Genomic DNA, 19,336 nt, shown 5'->3' on the forward strand with positions numbered 1-19,336 from the left:
ATTTGCCGCAAGGGTGGCTCGAGTAGCTGACGAAGCATAAAACTAAGCTTCATTTGCCGCAAGGGTGGCTCGAGTAGCTGACGAAGCATAAAACTATGCTTCGTTTGCCGCAAGGGTGGCTCGAGTAGCTGACGAAGCATAAAACTATGCTTCGTTTGCCGCAAGGGTGGCTCGAGTAGCTGACGAAGCATAAAACTATGCTTCGTTTGCTGCATGGCTGCCTCGAGGAGCTAATGAAGCATAAAACAATGCTTCGTTTGCCGCAAAGCTGGCTCGAGTAGCCAATGAAGCATAAAACTAAGCTTCGTTTGCCGCATGGCTGGCTCGCCTGTTATGCCCTGCTTAGCCCAATAAAGCGGATTATTCCGCTACAAAAGTCCATTCGCCTCCGGCTTAGTCCAATAAAGCGGATTATTCCGCTATAATAGTCCGTTCACCTCCTGCTTAGCCCAATAAAGCGGATTATTCCGCTACAAAAGTCCATTCGCCTCCTGCTAAGTCCAATAAAGCGGATTATTCCGCTATAATAGTCCGTTCGCTTCCCGCTCGCAGGGGGGTGTTAATTTGTGTTTTCATTCGATAAAATCCTCGATTTCGTTCAGTCTGAACGTGTACACCTGTTTCTCATCCACATGATAGACGGTGATCAAATGCTCCCCTTCATCCATATTAATAATTCGGCAAGGTATGCTGAGCTTGATGCCCAGTCCCCTGTTGACGATTAGCCGGATAAGCTTGTTGCTCTTCATGAAAGCTCGTATAGGGGCGAAGCCTTCGTTCGAATCAGAGTCCGCTTTGGCAGAAGTCTCGGACTTCGGTTGCTGAGGTACGATCGGTACAGGTTCAGGCTCGGCGCCTTCGATGGTCCTCTCGTCAATGAGCTCGCCAAGGCGAATACCCGAAGTAATCCGATAATCGTCGAACGCCGCGCTGTTAAGTCCGGCAATCAGCTTCTCCAGCGCTTGAGCGTGATGACGATCCTCGATCATAATATCAACTTGAAATACAAAGGATGAAAGCTTTGTTCCGGGCGGCTTCCGTTTCATCATGTAGTGCCTCCGTATCATAAAGATGGAATAGCTATAATATATCATTAATTCGCTTGGTCAAGTAGACCTATTCCGCATTCGTCCATACTGAGTCCAAACTCCCGCATATACTGTGAATCAATACGATTCTGCGCATAAGATCCGCGCATCCGAAGGAGGTGGATTTCATATGATGAGGATGGTCCCATTCGTACTGGATGGCGGAGAAACCGTTCTCGGTGTCGAAGTGAAGTTGCCGAAGACGACGCTCTTATCCATCTCGACGGATAAAGGGTATATCATGTGCGGGGCGCTTGACGTAATGCTTTTGAACGAGAAGCTCGCGGACAGGGAGATCGTTGCAGGGCGAGCAGTCGGCGTCCGCACATTGGAAGAGCTGTTAAACGCTCCGTTGGAATCGGTAACCTATACGGCAGAGGCTATGGGAATCGTAGCCGGCATGAAGGGCAGCGATGCGCTGAGACGGATGATGTAACACATAAAAACCCAAACATCGAGTCCGTGCAAGGAGTTGCGGCACGGTGTTTGGGGTTGTGTTTGGATTTTCGTCCACATGTTCTTCTCATAACGCGGACTTCGTTTCGAATCCGTTCCAGACGTCAATAATAGTGGACAGCAGGAAAATCGTTTTGAACAACCACTCCTAGTATAATGGATTAGCTTTCGCCATGGAATACCTTGCTTCTTTACAGATTGACTTCCGTCGCCGTTTTTTTCACAATAGAAGGATGTCCAATGCGGACGATGGAGACGGAGATGCAAGGAGGTACATATTAAGGTGGATGAGCAAAAAAGGCAAATGATCGCTCTGAAGGAATGGGCGGTGTCGGTCAAAGCGCTGCGTGAAGGCAAACAGATCCTTGTGCTTCGCAAAGGGGGGATTATCGAGGAGACGCGAGACTTCCAGCTCCTCAGCCACAGCTTCTATCTCATGCCGGCGTACGAGCATCAGCGTAAGGAGCTGCTTAAGCATCCTTATCAGGACGGGATGGACGAGACGCTCGAGGAATGGTCGCCTGGCATGGAAAGGGTCAAGCTGGACACGTACGCGGAAGTGACGGACGACATCGAAATTACGGATCAGGAAACGCTGGACAAGCTGAGGGACTGCCATATTTGGACGGATACGTTCGCCGAGGAGAGACTCAAGTGGAAGCGCAAGAAGCCGCTTCATCTTTTATTAATGAAGACATACAAGCTTGACGAGCCGGTATATGCGCCTATGAGAGAGGTTTATAACGGCTGCAAGTCATGGGTAAGGCTGGAAGACAGCCTGCCGGAGCCAGCAATGAAGCCCGTTCTAACCGCAGACACGTACGCAGAAGAACGCGAACGGATACGAACGCTCATTGATTTATAACTAAAACTATATTAAAATGATTATTGAGAATCATTGAGAATCATTTCTTTTAGAAGTAAACCAACCTTTGGAGGGATAGCATACAATGGCAACACAATTTGTCATCGACGGTCTGAAGGCCGAAATCGAAGGAAAAGAAATTTTAAAAGGCATCAATCTTGAAATCAAAGGCGGAGAAATTCACGCCATCATGGGACCAAACGGCACCGGCAAAAGTACGCTGGCTTCCGCGCTGATGGGTCATCCCAAATACGAAGTAACGGAAGGCAGCGCAACGCTTGACGGCGAAGACCTGCTGGAGATGGAAGTTGACGAGCGCGCGCGCGCCGGTCTATTCCTTGCCATGCAATATCCTAGCGAGATTCCGGGCGTGACGAATTCCGACTTCCTGCGCAGCGCGATTAACGCACGCCGTGAAGAAGGCAGTGAAATTTCCTTGATCAAATTTATCCGTCAGATGGAAGGCAAGATGAAAGAGCTCGAGATGAACCCGGAGTTCGCGCATCGTTACCTTAACGAAGGTTTCTCCGGCGGCGAGAAGAAACGTAACGAAATTTTGCAGATGATGCTGCTGGATCCGAAGATCGTCGTGCTTGACGAGATCGACTCCGGTCTCGACATCGATGCTCTTCGCATCGTAGCGAACGGCGTAAACGCGATGCGCAACGAAGATCGCGGCTTCCTGATTATTACGCACTATCAACGTTTGCTGAACTATATTACACCTGACTTCGTTCACGTTATGATGCAAGGCCGCATCGTGAAATCCGGCGGTCCCGAACTGGCTCAGCGCTTGGAAAACGAAGGTTACGACTGGGTGAAGGAAGAACTGGGCATCGTAGACGAAACTGTAGGCCAGGCTTAATCGGAGAAGGAGGTTAATGGCAATGAGTACACAACTAACGACTCCGACCGACCGCGGTTCCGCGGAAGCTCTGGCACGGAGCAAGGGCGAGCCGGAATGGCTCGTAGCGCTGCGCGGCGAAGCTGCCGAACTGGCTGGAACGATTGAGTGGCCGAAGCCCGAGAAGGTGCGCATCGAGCGCTGGAACCTTACGGCTGTCGGAAGTTATGCAGCTTCCACGCCTGCCGGCTCGCTGACCGAGCTTCCTTCGGTCGTACAGGAACTTGTCTCGGAAGGTACGGAGAATTTGATTGTACAACGCAATTCCGGCACGGCTTGGAGACAACTATCGGCCGAGCTGGCTGCTAAAGGGGTTATTTTTACCGACCTGGAGACGGCATGCAAGGAACATAGCGAACTCGTGCAGCCCCATCTTTTCCAGGCCGTGAAGAAGGACGAGGACAAGTTGACGGCGCTGAACGCGGCGCTGTGGAACGGCGGCGTATTCGTATACGTGCCGAAAAATGTGGAAGTGGAGCTTCCGCTCCAATCGATTTTGTTCAATGACAATGCGGACGCAACGTTTGCTCCTCATATTCTGATCGTGGCCGATTCCAACAGTCGTGTCACTTACGTCGACTGTGTTGTAACCGACAACTCGGCGGTATCGTCGCCATTTGTACATCCTTCTGTCGTGGAAGTGTTCGTGAAGCCGGGCGCGCTCGTTCGCTTTGGATCCGTACATTCCATGGGCGAAAGCGGAGTCGACATGACTTTGCGCCGCGCAGTCGTAGAGAATGATGGACGCGTCGAGTGGATTATCGGCGATCTCAACGATGGCAACACGTTGTCCGACACGAAGTCGATCATGAAGGGCCAAGGTTCTACTTCCGACGTAAAAGTCATCAGCGTTGGCAAAAACGCGCAACAGATGAGCCTTACAACGCAGGCGGTTCACTTCGGCAAGAGCTCGGACAGCAACATGATCACCCGCGCCGTTATGAAGGATTCGGCTTCCGCGATCATCAACGGCATTACGAAGATCGAACATGGAGCGACGAAAGCGAACGGCGTTCAGACGGAGAAGGTGCTTATGCTGAGCTCTAAGGCGCGCGGCGATGCCAATCCGATTCTTTTGATCGACGAGGACGATGTAACGGCGGGCCACGCGGCCAGCGTCGGCCAAGTCAATCCGGAGCAGGTGTACTACCTGATGTCGCGCGGCATCAGCAAATCCGATGCGGAACGCCTGATTATTCATGGTTTCCTCGCGCCGGTCGTATCGGAGATTTCCGTAGAAGCAGTACGCACTCAACTTCAGCGCCTGCTCGAAAGGAAGCTAGAGGGATGAATATAAATGCGGTGCGGGAGCAGTTCCCGATATTGCATCAAGAGGTAAACGGGCATCCGCTCGTTTACCTGGATAGCGCGGCGTCTTCCCAGAAGCCGCGTTCCGTCATTGATGCGATGAAAAGGTACTATGAGCTGGATAACGCGAATGTTCACCGCGGCGTGCATACGCTGGGCTCCCGCGCGACCGACGCGTATGAAGGAGCACGCGCGAAAGTCGCGGCGTTCCTGAACGCGGAGACTCCCGAGCAAATTATTTTCACCCGGGGGACAACAACGGCGTTGAACTTGGTCGCTACGGGGTATGCGAGGGCGGTATGCAAGGAAGGCGACGAAATCGTCATTACGCCGATGGAGCATCACAGCAACTTGATTCCATGGCAGCAAGCCGCCAAAGCGACGGGAGCTACGTTAAAGTACATTCCGTTGCAGCCGGACGGCACGATCTTGCTGCAGGATGCAGAAGAAGTCATTACGCCGAACACGAAGGTCGTTGCGATGACGTATGTGTCCAACGTGCTTGGCGTCGTGAACCCCATCAAGGAAGTGGCGGAGATTGCCCATCGCAACGGCGCCATCATGGTCGTAGACGGAGCGCAGAGCACCCCGCACAAGAAAGTGGATGTGCAGGAGCTTGGCGCAGACTTCTACGCGTTCTCCGGTCACAAGATGTGCGGCCCTACGGGCATCGGAGCTTTGTACGGCAAAAAGTCGATGCTAAATAACATGGAGCCGATCGAATACGGCGGCGAGATGATCGACTTCGTGGATCTATACGAATCGACGTGGAAGGAGATTCCTTATCGGTTCGAAGGAGGCACGCCGATCATTGCCGGCGCGGTAGGCCTTGGAGCCGCGATCGATTTCCTGGAGAGCGTCGGCATGGATGAGATCGACCGTCATGAGCGCAAGCTTGCGGCATATGCTTACGATAAGCTGTCGGAGATCGACGGAATCGAGATTTACGGACCGAAGAGCGGGCGCGTAGGTCTCATTACGTTTAATCTGGACGATGTGCATCCGCATGACGTCGCGACCGTGCTGGATGCCAAGGGCATTGCAATCCGTGCAGGCCATCACTGCTGCCAACCGCTTATGCGTTGGCTAAATGTGTCGGCAACCGCCAGAGCAAGCTTTTATCTTTACAATACCGAAGAGGACATCGATGCTTTGGTTCGTGGTCTCATCGAGACAAAGGAGTTCTTCGGCCATGCAATTGGATGATTTGTACCGCAGAGTCATAATGGATCATTATAAAAATCCTCGAAACCGCGGCACGATGAACGACGACGCCGTTACGATCAACCTGAACAACCCGACTTGCGGAGATCGTATATCGCTGCAGCTCGTCGTTGAAGACGGCAAGGTAACGGACGCGAAGTTCACGGGCGAGGGCTGTTCCATCAGCATGAGCTCCGCTTCCATGATGACGGAGGCCGTCAAAGGCCAGACGTTCGAAGCGGCGCTTGAGATGGCAGAGCGGTTCTCTTCCTTGATGAAGGGCGAGTCGGTGGAATTCGAGGAGCTTGAAGATATCGAAGCGTTGTCGGGCGTCAACAAATTCCCGGCCCGCATCAAATGCGCAACGCTGGCATGGAACGCCCTCCGCAAGGGCATCGAATCCCGTAATTAAGATTTGAAAATGAAGTAATACAATCGAAGCTCAAAATGGCCGGTTTTCAGCACCGAGAAGATTGGACGAAACTAGTGAGTGAAGAGCGGAGCATAGCAGCGCTATGTGAGCATCTGAAGGAACGGTTGAGTTCAAGGTTCGACGTCGAGTAAGCTGCGAAGGAATACATCGTGATCAAAAGCGGTCATTTTGAGCTACCTTTAAAGGAGTGAGTTGGAATGGCAAAGTCAATGCCGGAAATGGAAGAATATAAATATGGATTCCGTGATGAGCATAAAGCGATTTTCCAATCGGGCAAAGGGCTGACGCCCGAGATCGTCCGCACGATCTCCGAGATGAAAAACGAGCCGGAATGGATGCTGGAATTCCGTCTGAAATCGCTGGAGCAATTCTACAAAATGCCGATGCCTCGCTGGGGCGGCAATCTGGACGATCTGGACTTTAACGACATTCAATATTACGTGAAACCTTCCGAGAAACAAGGCAAGACTTGGGAGGAGGTTCCTCAGGAAATTAAGGAAACCTTCGACAAACTGGGCATTCCCGAAGCGGAGCAAAAGTTTCTGGCGGGCGTGTCCGCTCAGTACGAGTCGGAAGTTGTTTACCACAGCATGCAGGAGGATCTGGAGAAGCAAGGCGTTATCTTTACGGATACCGATACGGCGCTTCGCGAATATCCGGAGCTTATGAAGGAATATTTCGGAACGATCATTCCTCCGAACGACAACAAATTCGCTGCTCTAAACAGTGCGGTTTGGTCCGGCGGATCGTTTATCTACGTGCCGAAGGGCGTGCAATGCGAAATTCCGCTGCAAGCTTACTTCCGCATCAACTCCGAGAACATGGGTCAGTTCGAGCGGACGCTCATCATCGCGGACGAAGGCAGCTCCGTGCACTACGTTGAGGGCTGTACAGCTCCGATATACAGCACGAACTCGCTGCACAGTGCCGTGGTTGAGATTCTCTGCAAAAAGGATTCCCGCGTTCGTTACACGACGATCCAGAACTGGGCGCCGAACATCTACAACCTGGTTACGAAACGCGCCGTTGCTGACGAGAACGCGCAGATGGAATGGATTGACGGCAACATCGGTTCCAAGCTGACGATGAAATATCCGGCTGTCGTGCTTCGGGGCCGCGGCGCGAAAGGCATGGTATTGTCTATCGCCGTAGCGGGCAAAGGCCAGCATCAGGATGCCGGCGCTAAGATGACTCATTTGGCACCGGACACCAGCTCCACGATTGTATCCAAGTCGATCAGCAAACACGGCGGCAAAGTGACATACCGCGGCCTTGCTTCCTTCGGACGCAATTCCGACGGCGCGAAAGCGAACATCAAATGCGATACGCTCATTCTCGATAACGAGTCGACGTCCGACACGATTCCATACAATGAAATTTTGAACGACAACATCACGCTTGAGCATGAAGCAACGGTATCCAAAGTGTCCGAGGATCAGCTCTTCTATCTGATGAGCCGTGGTCTGTCCGAGGACGAAGCAACTCAAATGATCGTTATGGGCTTTATCGAGCCGTTTACGAAAGAGTTGCCGATGGAATACGCGGTCGAGATGAACCGTTTGATCAAGTTCGAGATGGAAGGCAGTATCGGGTAAGTAGACTAAAATATAAGAACCCCTCGGGCTCCGGGGGGTTCTTTGCGTACCTATTAACGGATATGTAAAGGACTACAGATAAACATGCTCGATCTCGTAATGTCGATCGATCGTCAGGTCGACGAATTCGTCGTCAATCTGTATAAGGGGCCTGAAAAACTCGGTAGGATGCGTCATGACAATAATGCCGAAGCGCTCGTTGTTCAACCGTACGCGCTTGCCGATGAAATTCGGGATCATATGCTTAATAAACGTATGAGTCGTAACAGGATCGATCTCGCTGAAGCTGAGACGATACAGCTCCTTGAGCACGAACAGCAGGTCCCGCTCCTTCTGATAGACGCGAGCCGATATCATTGCGCTGTATATGTCGACAACGGCGATGATCTTCGAGATGGGGTGGATCTCTTCGCCCTTAAGCCCATGAGGATAGCCGCTACCGTCAATTCGTTCGTGATGCTGGAGCGCTCCGATGGCAAGATCCTTTTCTTGGAACGAGCCCAGAATGATCTCGTGACCGTACAAGGTGTGGCGTTTTACTTCTTCGAATTCTTCCTCCGTAAGCTTGCCCGGTTTGTTAAGGATGTCAGCGCTGATCTTGCTTTTGCCGATATCGTGCAGGAATCCCGCCTTGCCGATCAGTGCGGCGTCCTCCGACGAGTGGTCGAGCCAGGTCGCCAAATAATAAGCCAGCATGCCAACCTGAACGGAGTGCTGGTAAGTATAGTCATCTTCGGTATTAAGCAAAAGCAGCATGGATACGACGTCGCGTTCCAACTGGAGGTTATCCAGCAGAGGCTGCATAATTTCCGTAACCTCCGCCTCCTGAACGATGCCATCCTCTATTGCAGATTCGAACAGCTTCTCGAAGCGTTTGACTGCGTTCTCGTAAATAGGCTGCACAGTTGGCAGCCACTTGGGATTGACCGTGGATTCCAATGTACGATTAACAGGGCTGATTGCTTCTCCCGAAGGCAACACCAGAGTTCGGTCCAAGATCTCGACTTGATCAATCTGATGCTGCAGAAGCCGTGAGATTTCGTTCTTGTACAGCCTCGTGCCTTTGGAGAGAACATGCAGCCCATAATGATTAAATATATCGTGGCTTAGTTGGTCTCCATCTTGTATATCCGTTACATGAATCCTCATAGAGACACCTCTAATATGATTAATTATGCTCAACCAGATATATAGATAGTAACAATCAAACCACCTATTGGCAATATGAAAACGCTCTAAATGATACTAATTACCTAATAGTTCGGCATAAATTGACCTTGCTTTCGACAAATTCTGCGTCCCTTGGATGATAGCTCTTCCGTCAGCGAATAAAACAAAAGTCATATCCTCATCATCCATTCGCAGCCGCAAAAGATAAGGATTAAGCACGACTTCACCTGCGGATGCAAGCCGATTGGCCAGATCTCCCAGATTGACAGCTCCCGAAGCTCCCGGAGTCAGATGAACGGAATCGCGGCCGCACAATGCAACTGCTACCGTAGCGGAAGCTTCGTTATCGAGATAATCGAACGATCCTTGGGGTCCGCAGCATGGACAGGAGGGACGCCTGACGTTGCGGATGGACAGCGGCAGCCAGGAGTGGTTCCAGAGATCGGCCTGGAATAAAGTGCCGTGCAGCGCTTCGCGATTGCCGGAGAGCAGCTTAAGCGCCTCTGTTGCTTGCACCGAAGCGATCAGATCGACGATCGGCGAAATGACGCCTGCCGTCTCGCATGTATCCGAAGTCCCCGGTGCGGGGACTTCCGGGAAGACGCAACGGTAACAAGGCGTCTCTCCCGGCAATACCGTCATGCTCATGCCGGAGGCGCCGACAGCTCCGCCGTAAATCCACGGCAAACCATGTTTGACGGCATAATCGTTTAGGAGATATCGTACCGTGAAGTTGTCGGTTCCGTCGATAATTAAGTCGACATCGTGCAGCAGAGGAGCCGCATTATCGCCGTGCAAATCGGCACAAACAGGTTTGATCGTTACAGAGGAGTTGATGGCGGTCAATCTGCGGGCAGCCGCCTCTGCTTTCGGGAGCATATCCTTCGCGTCTTGTTCCGTGTATAGAAGCTGTCGCTGAAGATTGCTCCATTCCACGAAATCGCGGTCGATTAATCGAATATAGCCGACTCCGGAGCGGACGAGATGCTGCGCGGAGACGCAGCCCAGCGCGCCGACGCCTACGACGGCCACACGCGCTTCGGACAGCTGTCGCTGACCGTCCTCACCGATAGGCCGGAATCGGGTCTGACGGGAATAACGGCTTAACTCCATGGGGATGCCTCCTTCATTCCGCCGTCAGCCCGGCGATCGGATTCCAGGGACCAAGCTGATGGCCCTTCCATTCGGAGCCGTCTTCCCAGATTTCCTTCTTCCAGATGGGGACGATCTGCTTAAGCCGCTCGATGGCGTAACGGCTAGCCTCGTAGCAATGCTCGCGATGGGGAGCCGATACGGCAATAACGACGCTGGTCTCGGCCGGTCCGACGACGCCAACGCGATGAAAGATCGCGCATAAGGCTCCCGCCCAGCGGCTTGCGATCTCATCGCCGATCTGGGACATGGTCGCTACCGCCATCGGCTCATAAGCCTCGTATTCCAGCCGCACCGTTCGTTTGCCATTCGTCCATTCGCGCGTCGTGCCGACGAATGCGATGGACGCGCCATGTTCCGGTACGATTACTTTGGCCAGTACTTCTTCTGTAAGAATGATATCGCTCGTCACAACAAAGCGAGGCGAGTCCGACATATTCTTGTCCCCGCCCTCCGCTAGCTCCTCTCCGCCGGAAACGGGAGGAAGAAGCGCAAGCTCGTCCGAGGCTTGGACGGTCTCTCCGTCGGCTACGTAGGCGTGGTTGCGCGCAACGAAGCAGGTCGACAGCAGGGAAGAATGATCGCTGTTCTCTCTTGCGATCATCGATTTCAGCTCGCTGGCAGTCAATTGTCCTTGATCCAGATCTAGGATGAGCTGAGCCGTGCCGAGACGCTCCGGCAATCCCGCGAACAGCTTGATGGTCCAGGTATAAATCATATATGTGCAGCTCCTCGCAACAGCCTGTAACAGGGCTTTAGATTGCTACTAGAATACCATAAACGCAAAAAAAATGTTATGCTGTAAGGTACATGGAAAGGTGGTGCGCAGTATGCCGGAGCTAAAGGATCGGTATGGAAGAGAACATGATTATTTGAGAATTTCAGTAACCGATCGCTGCAATCTGCGCTGTCTTTACTGCATGCCTGAGGATGGAGTGGAATTTACCGAATCCACCAACCTGCTGAGCTATGACGAAATCGTCGAGGTCGTTAAAGCAGGGGCGGAGCTCGGTATCAAAAAGCTGCGCATTACAGGCGGCGAACCCCTGATCAGACCCGGTCTGGACGAACTGATCTCGAGGTTGTCGCGCATACCTGGCATTAATGACATCGCGCTGACGACAAACGGCATCTTCCTGGCTAAGCAAGCACAAGCGCTTAAAGAAGCAGGTTTGAAGAGAGTGAATATCAGTCTGGATACACTTGATGCGGCAAGGTTTCGGTTTATAGCCAGGCGTGGAGATTTGCGGAGGGTGCTTGAAGGCATAGAAGCGGCAGCCGAAGCCGGGTTTGATCCCATCAAGCTGAATTGCGTCCTGCTCAAAGGCGTCAACGAAGACGAAATCATGCAATTCTTAAAGCTCGCTTACGAGCAGCCGCTTCATGTGCGGTTCATAGAATATATGCCGATCGGCCATGCCGACGAGAATTGGCGGAAACATTATCTTCCTCTTTCCCGCGTGATCGAGATTGCGGAGGAAGAAGGGTATAAGCTGTCGCGGAAGGAAGGCGTGACAGGCAACGGCCCTTCCGATGATTGGCAGATGGCAGGGGCTGTCGGCTCCTTTGGCTTGATCCATCCCATCAGCGACCACTTCTGCAGCAACTGCAATCGTCTGAGATTAACGGCTGATGGCAATCTAAAACCTTGTCTGTACTGGGTGGATGAGCTTAACGTTAAGGAAGCGCTCGGGGATCCGGATGCCATAAAGCAATTGTATTACAAAGCGATGGATATTAAGCCGGAGAATCACGAGATGGCCGCGAAGCTTGCAGATTCGGCTCAATCTCATGTGCCGACGGAACGGCGCATGTCGCAAATCGGAGGATAAGGTATGGAGATAAAAGTTGTGCTCATGCACAGCAATGACATTCATAGCCGGCTGGAGAACGCCGCGCGAATTTCGACCATGATCGCCGAGGAGCGAAGAACATGGGGAGCAGGCCGCGTGCTTGCGGTAGACTGCGGCGATCATATGGATCGGATGAGACAAGAGACGGAAGGCAGCGACGGACAGGTTAATATCAGACTTCTGCAGGAGGCTGGTTACGAGGCAATTACGCTGGGCAACAACGAGGGACTGACCTATACGCCGGAGACGTTGGAACAGCTGTACGCCCCCGTGTCGGAGTTTAGCGTCGTCTGTGCCAATCTGCTCACGATGGAGACTGGGGAACGCCCAGAGTGGCTGTGCCCCAGCCGGATTATCGTCAAGAACGGTCTCCGGATCGGCCTTATCGGCGCTACGGCCGCTTTCGGCCAGTTCTATGAGCTGCTGGGCTGGAAGGCGACTGAGCCCATGGAGGCGATTCGTGCCGAAGCGGAGCGGCTGCAGGGTAGAGCTGACGTTGTCGTCGTATTATCGCATCTCGGCATTCGATTCGATCAAAAGCTGGCGGAAGAAGTTCCGGGCATCCATCTTATTCTGGGCGGACATACGCACCATCTGCTGGAAGTGCCGCTTATCGTTAACGGAGTTATGATCGCGGCAGCGGGGAAGTTCGGCGAATACGTCGGACGCATCGAGATTGGCTGGGATGAAGCCCGGTCCGAGCCCTTGCTGCGCGGGCAAGCCATTCCCACCGGCGCCTACGCCGAGAGACCTGCGGCGGAGGATATTATCCACGAGTTCCGCGAATCCAGCCGCGTAAGTCTGGGACGAGTGGCCGCCTTTCTCAACGAACCTCTACCGTCTCATCCGGGACGCGAAAATCCGCTTTCCAATCTGCTCGCGATCGGCATCAGGCGATGGACGAATGCCGAGATCGGGATTGTTAACGCAGGACAGCTGCTTGGCGGTCTCGCGATTGGGGAAGTAACCGCCGGAGAGCTTCATGCCATCTGTCCTTCGCCGATTAATCCGTGCCTGATGACCATCGCCGGGTCCAAGCTGAGGACGGCGCTGGAGCAATCGCTCCAGGAGGAATTCGCTTCCAAGCCGATCAAAGGCTTTGGCTTTCGGGGTGAGGTGCTTGGAGGCCTTGCAATCGACGGCATGACGGTGGAATTCGACATGCGCCGGGAGCCGATGGATCGTATCGTCGAAGCGCGAGTAAACGGCTCGCTCCTGGAGGACGGAAGGCTCTATGAGGTAGGCTCGATTGATATGTTCAGCTTTAAGGTGGGCTACGAGTCTTTGGCCGAGGCGGAGAGTTATCGCTATTATTTGCCGGAGTTCATCCGCGATGTGCTGGAGCGGGAATTAAGCTCCGAGCCTTCGCTGAGGAGCTGCAAAGAGAAACGTTGGCTTCGTTTGTAAGCATATGTCGTCACAATTTAGAAAATTTCGGAGTTTTTTGTCGAACAATTAGCATATTATGGTTGCGAAAATTCGCATTTTCACGTAAATTAACAATACAAGATCGTATTTCCGATATGTATAGTTAGGGACGTCACAGCGGGGAAGGACCGAGAAAATGCGTTTGCTATCCATTATGCAATGCAAGCCGGGAATGAGACTGGCCAAGAGAATATTTTCGGAAGACGGCATCGTGCTGCTTGGCGAGAGGATGGAGCTTACCAGCCGACTAATCACGAGGCTTGCCGAATGCGGGGTTCAATACGTATACATCGAAGATGCGCGAACGGAGGATATTAATCCCCCCACCCTGATCCGCGAAGATACGTTCCGAATGGCGGTTAAAGAAATCCGTACGAATTTCCGCACGCTGATGGAGCGGCCTAATAGAAAGAAAGGCTCCGCCTACCCCTATATCGCCCAGCCCTTTAAAGCAATGATGAACTTAATTATAGATGATCTGTCCAATCAGGAAGATGCCATGATCATGCTTATGAACATGGGAACAGTCGATCACTATCTGTTCCAGCATTCCCTGAACGTTTGCGTATACTCGACGCTGCTTGGCATGTCGAGCGGTTACTCGCGCGACGAACTGACGACCCTTGGTCTCGGAGCTCTGCTGCATGATATTGGCAAGACGCAGATTAACGTCAATGTACTAAAGAAGCCGGATCAGCTGACCAGAGAAGAATTCGAACTTATGAAGCGTCACCCTCAGCTCGGTTATGAAATGTTAAAGGATCAGCCGAACTTGTCGCTTCTCGTAGCGCATTGCGCCTTCCAGCATCATGAGCGTCTGGACGGCAGCGGATATCCGCGAGGCATCAGGGGCAATGAAATTCATGACTACGCGAAGTGGATCGGCTTGGTCGATTCTTACGACGCCATGACGACAAACCGCGTGTACCGGTCTCCGATGCTGCCGCATGATGCGATGGAGCGTTTGTACGCGGGCACGGGCACTTTGTACGAGCAGCGGATGCTGCAGCTGTTCCGGGACAAGGTGGCGATCTATCCCATCGGCATGTCCGTCCGATTAATGACGGGTGAGCGAGGCATCGTCGTAGATCTAAATTCCTCCTACCCGCACCGCCCTGTGGTACGAGTCCTCAGCAACGAAGCGGGAGAAGAGCTTAAGGCGCCGTACGAGATCGATCTGTCCAAGCAGCTTACAGTCATGATCGTCGGAGTAAACGACGAAGAGACGGACGTGCCGCTTGTGTCAGGCATTTAACTGAACGCCGAGCCATTGATGCTTGCATTTACCGCAATGCAGCGATGGTTGTTTCAAGAGGCCCGCAAGGCCTCTTTTTTCTGTCGGCTTTTGGATGAAGTCCATCCGGGCGACGTTTTTACACCATTTTATTTGCTTCCTCAAACATCTCACATTACAATAATAGAAGATATGATGGCAAGCGGACTTTTTGAACAACCTCTAGAACGGAAGTTAGGTGCTGAAAGCTGATGAAACCGATGAACAAGCTGGATACGACATGGCCGCATTTTGGCATGACATCCCGCGACATACTGCCTCCTTTGACTCCCTCCAATGACCCTTGGGATCCGCTTAACTCGCTTAAGCAATTCGGTCGCCATGTACTGACAAGCGTGGAGATGACGGTTACGAATTTATGCAATATGCGCTGCGAGCACTGTGCCGTAGGCGATACGCTGGTCATGATGGAGCCAGCCAAAATTCCGCTGGACAACATGCTGCGCCGTCTGGACGAGGTCGAGCATCTGCAGACGATCAGCATTACGGGCGGCGAGCCCACCTTCTCGGAACGTACCGTCAAGGAATATATGCTGCCGCTTCTGCAATACGCGAGAAGCCGGGGCGTTCGCTCGCAGATTAACTCCAATGTAACTTTGCCTTATAACAGGTACGAGCTTTTGGCTCCTTACCTCGACGTTATGCATATCTCGTTTAACTACACGTCGGCGCAGGACTTCCATGAGATCGGCTTCGCCAAAGCGGGTCATGCCGTCTCCAAGGAAGCGGCAGCCAAGCTGTACGCACGAATGATCGACAACGCCAAGCGGCTCAGCGATGCAGGCGTGCTCGTGTCCGCCGAATCCATGATCAATTATCGGACGCATGAAAAGATCGATCAAATTCATGAGCTGATTCTCGAAATGGGCTGTCAGCGTCATGAGGTTCATCCCATGTACCCAAGCTCATTCGCCCGCGATCTGCCCGTCATTACGAAGGAGCAGATGCGCAAAGCGGTAGAGCTGCTGCTGGATCGCCGCGATCCGTCGGTCTGGATGCTGTTCGGCACGTTGCCTTTCTACCAATGCAGCGACGATGCAGAGGATCGTAGACTGCTCAGAAGATTGGCGGGCGAGCCTAACGTGACGGTCAGGAACGATCCCGACGGACGGAACCGTCTCAACGTCAACTTGTTCACGGGCGACGTGTTCGTCACCGACTTCTCCGACGTGCCGGCGTTCGGCAATATCTCGACGTCCCGCCTCGACGACGTATTCGGCAAGTGGCTGGATCACAAGCTCGCCCGAAGCGTAAATTGTTATTGTCCCGCAGCCGCTTGCTGCGGTCCCAACCTGCTAGTAAAGGATATGTATTACGGCGACGTCGATTTCCACATGCGCGAAGCCAAGCTTGAATAGAAATAGAGGAAGGAGGGATAACCCGCATGTCTATAAGGACAATCGTGCTTATCGCGGTAGGTTTGCTGCTTATTTATTTGATGTTCACCGTAGGCGCGCCGTTCTTGCTTGCATTGATCGTAGCGATCTTTCTGGAGCCGCTGACCGTATTCCTGATGAAGCGATTCCGGCTCAACCGGCTGGTGTCCGCCGTCATATCCAGTACATTGTTTACGGTCATTCTCGTCGGTCTCATCGTGTTGCTGGGAATGAAGATTATCGCAGAGCTGATTGCATTTCTGGAGAAAGTGCCGAATTACTTCGAAAATGCAAGCACTTTTGTCGACAATCTGCTCGTTGACGCCAGAGGGCTGTACCAGAATCTTCCTCCAGACGCCATCGCGACGCTGGAAGAATATCTGATGAGCCTAACGAACACGATTACTTCGATGGTAGGCAAGCTGTCATCGACGGTCTTGGGCTTCGCTTCGACGCTCCCGGGCATGTTTATATTCTTTATCGTCTTCCTGGTTGCCGTCTACATGTTCAGCTTTAGCCTTAATACGATGAAGGCATCCGTCTTGTCCTTCTTCGACGAATCGTCGCGTTCCCAAGTGGACCAGGTGCTGAATAATCTGCGCAAGTCGATCTTCGGCTTCCTGCGCTCCCAGATTATTCTTAGCGGCATGACCTACATACTTTCACTGATCGGATTGCTCATACTTGGCATCAAATATCCTATGGCTATCGCGCTGCTCATCATTATTGTGGATATTTTGCCTATTTTGGGCACAGGCTCCGTGCTTGTTCCATGGGCATCGTATCTGCTGCTGACGGGCGATATCTATACCGGCATCGGGCTGATTGTGTTGTTCCTCGTCATTACGGTATTCCGCCGCATCGTGGAGCCGAAAATTCTGGGAGATTCCGTCGGTATCGGCGCGCTTCCGGCACTGATCAGCCTCTATGTAGGCTTTAAGCTTGTCGGCGTTATCGGCGTATTTATCGGTCCGCTCGTCGTCATTATTTATATGGCGGCAAGGCAAGCGGGACTGTTCCAGCAGAAGATCAAGCTGTAAGTATTTGGGGAAGTTAGGGTTGACAGGAGCAGCGAGCACGAAGTATAGTCAAACAAGGAAATCCACTAGGGGCGCCGAAAGGCTGAGATAAAGCGATTGCTTTGGTCCCTTTGAACCTGATCTGGGTCATGCCAGCGTAGGAAAGTGGGACATAGGATACCGGCTTGCCGGTCGCCGAAGGCAACTTCGCCGGCTTTGTGCAAGCCTAAGTATCAACGTCATTGCGCGTTTGCGTGAGTGGCGTCGACCATTAACTTTCTTATATGTTGAGTATGCCTCCAGGTGGAATTCCACAAATTCCATGAGGAGGTTTTTTGTTATGCCGATTATGACAACGCCATTGCCGGGAAGCCGCAAGGTCTATGTAGAAGGGAGTCATTCTTCCATTCGCGTGCCGATGCGCGAGATAGCGCTGACTCCCAGCCAGTCGAGAAGCGGAGAGGAGACGCCGAACGAGCCGGTGCTCGTCTACGATGCGAGCGGTCCATATACGGATACGGGCTACCGGGCCGACGTCAGAAAGGGGCTGCCGCCGCTTCGTGAAACATGGATCGTGGATCGCGAGGATGTCGAGCGATATGAAGGACGCGAGGTGAAGCCCGAGGACAACGGCTTCGTATCCGAGGAGAGAGCCAGGACGAGAGGCGCCGAGGTATTTCCGAACCTGGATCGCAAGCCGCTTCGGGCGAAGGAAGGACGCAATGTGACGCAGCTTCACTACGCCAGACAAGGCATCGTTACGCCGGAGATGGAGTACATCGCGATACGCGAAGGGATGGAGCCGGAATTCGTAAGGGACGAAGTGGCAAGGGGGCGGGCTATTATCCCCGCGAACATCAATCATCCCGAATGCGAGCCGATGATTATCGGACGAGGGTTTCATGTAAAGATCAATGCCAACATCGGCAACTCCGCCGTTGCCTCCTCCATCGAGGAAGAGGTAGAGAAGATGACGTGGGCGACCAGGTGGGGAGCCGATACGATCATGGATCTGTCGACAGGCAAGAACATCCATACGACCCGGGAATGGATCGTGCGCAATTCGCCGGTTCCGGTAGGGACCGTGCCGATCTATCAGGCGCTAGAGAAGGTGAACGGCAAAGCGGAGGACCTCAGCTGGGAGGTATTTAGAGATACCTTGATCGAGCAGGCGGAGCAAGGCGTCGACTACTTCACGATCCATGCGGGCGTATTGCTCCGGTACATCCCGCTGACGGCCAAGCGCGTAACGGGCATCGTATCTCGCGGCGGCTCTATTATGGCAGCCTGGTGTCTGGCTCATCACAAGGAGAACTTCCTGTATACGCACTTTGAGGAAATCTGCCTCATCATGAAGCGTTACGACGTGTCGTTTTCGCTTGGCGACGGCTTGCGGCCAGGCTCCATCGCGGATGCCAACGACGATGCGCAATTCGCGGAGCTCGATACGCTGGGAGAGCTGACGAAGATTGCCTGGAAACATGACGTGCAAGTGATGATCGAAGGTCCCGGGCATGTACCGATGCATTTGATCAAAGAAAATATGGACCGCCAACTGGAAGTATGCGACGAAGCGCCATTCTACACGCTGGGTCCGCTGACGACCGACATCGCGCCGGGCTACGACCATATTACGTCCGCGATCGGAGCGGCTATGATCGGCTGGTTCGGCACGGCGATGCTCTGCTACGTAACGCCGAAGGAGCATCTGGGGCTGCCGAACAAGGAAGATGTCAAGGAAGGCGTTATCACTTACAAAATCGCTGCCCACGCGGCGGATTTGGCCAAAGGCCATCCTCGCGCGAAGCTGCGGGACGATGCTCTCTCCAAAGCGCGCTTTGAGTTCCGCTGGCGTGATCAGTTCCATCTATCGCTTGATCCGGAGCGCGCGATGTCCTACCACGACGAGACGCTGCCGGCCGAAGCAGCCAAGTCGGCGCATTTCTGCTCCATGTGCGGTCCCAAATTTTGCAGCATGCGCATCACGCAGGACATCCGGGAATATGCGGCGCAGAACGGTCTCGATACAGAGGAAGCGATTGAGGCGGGGCTCAAGGAGAAGTCGGCCGCATTTAAGGCCGGAGGCAACGAAATCTATGCGTGACGGGATGGCCGGCGGAAAAGGAGGCGGAGCTCCCGCTGCCATTGCCGGCGCCGGGGGGCAGCCGGCCGGCTCGAGCGCGACGTCGGAG

17 protein-coding genes and 1 riboswitch are annotated in these 19,336 nt (G+C 53.1%); of the genes, 13 read left to right on the top strand and 4 right to left on the bottom strand.

All coding sequences use genetic code 11. The features are described from left to right. Window positions 1–572 precede the first annotated feature (572 nt). On the bottom strand, window positions 573–1,049 hold the full coding sequence (locus tag PAT3040_RS30865) for a hypothetical protein (RefSeq protein ID WP_146200606.1): 477 nt from the start codon (window positions 1,047–1,049) through the stop codon (window positions 573–575). A gap of 169 nt (window positions 1,050–1,218) precedes the next feature. On the opposite strand from PAT3040_RS30865, the gene PAT3040_RS30870 reads away from it, so the two are divergent. The 7 genes from PAT3040_RS30870 (at window position 1,219) to sufB (ending at window position 7,852) form a co-directional block, all read left to right on the top strand. Next, on the top strand, window positions 1,219–1,524 hold the full coding sequence (locus PAT3040_RS30870) for a YunC family protein (protein ID WP_108995697.1): 306 nt from the start codon (window positions 1,219–1,221) through the stop codon (window positions 1,522–1,524). Between the two features lie 303 nt (window positions 1,525–1,827). Then, the gene (locus PAT3040_RS30875; RefSeq protein WP_258235247.1) at window positions 1,828–2,409 is read left to right on the top strand and encodes a DUF1802 family protein; all 582 of its coding nucleotides are present in this window, start codon (window positions 1,828–1,830) and stop codon (window positions 2,407–2,409) included. Window positions 2,410–2,494: 85 nt separating this feature from the next. After that, entirely contained in the window at window positions 2,495–3,274 is a 780-nt protein-coding gene (gene sufC / locus PAT3040_RS30880; RefSeq protein ID WP_087571515.1) for a Fe-S cluster assembly ATPase SufC, read from the top strand. 22 nt (window positions 3,275–3,296) lie between these two features. Next, the gene (gene sufD / locus PAT3040_RS30885) at window positions 3,297–4,604 is read left to right on the top strand and encodes a Fe-S cluster assembly protein SufD (protein WP_108995698.1); all 1,308 of its coding nucleotides are present in this window, start codon (window positions 3,297–3,299) and stop codon (window positions 4,602–4,604) included. Continuing rightward, window positions 4,601–5,827 carry a cysteine desulfurase gene (locus PAT3040_RS30890; RefSeq protein ID WP_108995699.1) on the top strand — a complete coding sequence of 409 codons (1,227 nt, stop codon included), beginning with the start codon at window positions 4,601–4,603 and terminating at the stop codon, window positions 5,825–5,827. Before sufD ends, PAT3040_RS30890 begins: the two co-directional genes overlap by 4 nt. After that, window positions 5,814–6,236, top strand: a complete 423-nt coding sequence (sufU, locus tag PAT3040_RS30895; RefSeq protein ID WP_087571518.1) for a Fe-S cluster assembly sulfur transfer protein SufU — start codon at window positions 5,814–5,816, stop codon at window positions 6,234–6,236. The genes PAT3040_RS30890 and sufU overlap by 14 nt, the downstream gene beginning before the upstream one ends. A 218-nt stretch (window positions 6,237–6,454) precedes the next feature. Beyond that, window positions 6,455–7,852, top strand: coding sequence for a Fe-S cluster assembly protein SufB (sufB, locus tag PAT3040_RS30900; RefSeq protein ID WP_087571519.1), 1,398 nt, complete (start codon window positions 6,455–6,457; stop codon window positions 7,850–7,852). Between the two features lie 72 nt (window positions 7,853–7,924). Here the strand turns inward: sufB and PAT3040_RS30905 are convergent, their stop codons facing one another. The 3 genes from PAT3040_RS30905 to PAT3040_RS30915 form a co-directional block, all read right to left on the bottom strand. Next, window positions 7,925–9,001 carry an HD-GYP domain-containing protein gene (locus PAT3040_RS30905; RefSeq protein WP_108995700.1) on the bottom strand — a complete coding sequence of 359 codons (1,077 nt, stop codon included), beginning with the start codon at window positions 8,999–9,001 and terminating at the stop codon, window positions 7,925–7,927. Between the two features lie 96 nt (window positions 9,002–9,097). Beyond that, window positions 9,098–10,135, bottom strand: a complete 1,038-nt coding sequence (locus PAT3040_RS30910) for a ThiF family adenylyltransferase (protein WP_108995701.1) — start codon at window positions 10,133–10,135, stop codon at window positions 9,098–9,100. Between the two features lie 13 nt (window positions 10,136–10,148). Further along, on the bottom strand, window positions 10,149–10,892 hold the full coding sequence (locus PAT3040_RS30915) for a molybdenum cofactor biosynthesis protein (RefSeq protein WP_108995702.1): 744 nt from the start codon (window positions 10,890–10,892) through the stop codon (window positions 10,149–10,151). Between the two features lie 112 nt (window positions 10,893–11,004). Here PAT3040_RS30915 and moaA point away from each other — a divergent pair, with 112 nt between their 5' ends. From moaA to thiC, 6 genes are all read left to right on the top strand, one after another. Further along, window positions 11,005–12,006: a GTP 3',8-cyclase MoaA gene (gene moaA / locus PAT3040_RS30920; protein ID WP_108995703.1), complete on the top strand. Its 1,002-nt coding sequence runs from the start codon at window positions 11,005–11,007 to the stop codon at window positions 12,004–12,006. A 3-nt stretch (window positions 12,007–12,009) separates the two neighbouring features. Then, window positions 12,010–13,434: a bifunctional metallophosphatase/5'-nucleotidase gene (locus PAT3040_RS30925; RefSeq protein ID WP_108995704.1), complete on the top strand. Its 1,425-nt coding sequence runs from the start codon at window positions 12,010–12,012 to the stop codon at window positions 13,432–13,434. Window positions 13,435–13,591: 157 nt separating this feature from the next. Further along, a complete protein-coding gene (locus PAT3040_RS30930) occupies window positions 13,592–14,710 on the top strand; it encodes an HD-GYP domain-containing protein (protein WP_108995705.1) in 1,119 nt (372 codons plus the stop codon). Between the two features lie 239 nt (window positions 14,711–14,949). Then, on the top strand, window positions 14,950–16,107 hold the full coding sequence (yfkAB, locus tag PAT3040_RS30935) for a radical SAM/CxCxxxxC motif protein YfkAB (protein ID WP_108995740.1): 1,158 nt from the start codon (window positions 14,950–14,952) through the stop codon (window positions 16,105–16,107). A gap of 26 nt (window positions 16,108–16,133) precedes the next feature. Next, window positions 16,134–17,165, top strand: a complete 1,032-nt coding sequence (gene ytvI, locus PAT3040_RS30940) for a sporulation integral membrane protein YtvI (RefSeq protein ID WP_087571526.1) — start codon at window positions 16,134–16,136, stop codon at window positions 17,163–17,165. 57 nt (window positions 17,166–17,222) lie between these two features. Further along, window positions 17,223–17,325, top strand: a riboswitch (TPP riboswitch). 159 nt (window positions 17,326–17,484) lie between these two features. Then, on the top strand, window positions 17,485–19,248 hold the full coding sequence (gene thiC / locus PAT3040_RS30945; protein WP_087571527.1) for a phosphomethylpyrimidine synthase ThiC: 1,764 nt from the start codon (window positions 17,485–17,487) through the stop codon (window positions 19,246–19,248). The last annotated feature ends 88 nt before the right edge of the window (window positions 19,249–19,336 follow it).

This window comes from Paenibacillus agaridevorans, from assembly GCF_003112455.1.
Lineage (GTDB): Bacteria > Bacillota > Bacilli > Paenibacillales > Paenibacillaceae > Pristimantibacillus > Pristimantibacillus agaridevorans.

Excerpts from the sequence above, each read along its gene's own strand:
- PAT3040_RS30865 (WP_146200606.1), bottom strand. The coding sequence starts at position 1,049 with ATGATGAAACGGAAGCCGCCCGGAACAAAGCTTTCATCCTTTGTATTT.
- PAT3040_RS30870 (WP_108995697.1), top strand. The coding sequence starts at position 1,219 with ATGATGAGGATGGTCCCATTCGTACTGGATGGCGGAGAAACCGTTCTC.
- sufC (WP_087571515.1), top strand. The coding sequence starts at position 2,495 with ATGGCAACACAATTTGTCATCGACGGTCTGAAGGCCGAAATCGAAGGA.
- sufD (WP_108995698.1), top strand. The coding sequence starts at position 3,297 with ATGAGTACACAACTAACGACTCCGACCGACCGCGGTTCCGCGGAAGCT.
- PAT3040_RS30890 (WP_108995699.1), top strand. The coding sequence starts at position 4,601 with ATGAATATAAATGCGGTGCGGGAGCAGTTCCCGATATTGCATCAAGAG.
- sufU (WP_087571518.1), top strand. The coding sequence starts at position 5,814 with ATGCAATTGGATGATTTGTACCGCAGAGTCATAATGGATCATTATAAA.
- sufB (WP_087571519.1), top strand. The coding sequence starts at position 6,455 with ATGGCAAAGTCAATGCCGGAAATGGAAGAATATAAATATGGATTCCGT.
- PAT3040_RS30905 (WP_108995700.1), bottom strand. The coding sequence starts at position 9,001 with ATGAGGATTCATGTAACGGATATACAAGATGGAGACCAACTAAGCCAC.
- PAT3040_RS30910 (WP_108995701.1), bottom strand. The coding sequence starts at position 10,135 with ATGGAGTTAAGCCGTTATTCCCGTCAGACCCGATTCCGGCCTATCGGT.
- PAT3040_RS30915 (WP_108995702.1), bottom strand. The coding sequence starts at position 10,892 with ATGATTTATACCTGGACCATCAAGCTGTTCGCGGGATTGCCGGAGCGT.
- moaA (WP_108995703.1), top strand. The coding sequence starts at position 11,005 with ATGCCGGAGCTAAAGGATCGGTATGGAAGAGAACATGATTATTTGAGA.
- PAT3040_RS30925 (WP_108995704.1), top strand. The coding sequence starts at position 12,010 with ATGGAGATAAAAGTTGTGCTCATGCACAGCAATGACATTCATAGCCGG.
- PAT3040_RS30930 (WP_108995705.1), top strand. The coding sequence starts at position 13,592 with ATGCGTTTGCTATCCATTATGCAATGCAAGCCGGGAATGAGACTGGCC.
- yfkAB (WP_108995740.1), top strand. The coding sequence starts at position 14,950 with ATGAACAAGCTGGATACGACATGGCCGCATTTTGGCATGACATCCCGC.
- ytvI (WP_087571526.1), top strand. The coding sequence starts at position 16,134 with ATGTCTATAAGGACAATCGTGCTTATCGCGGTAGGTTTGCTGCTTATT.
- thiC (WP_087571527.1), top strand. The coding sequence starts at position 17,485 with ATGCCGATTATGACAACGCCATTGCCGGGAAGCCGCAAGGTCTATGTA.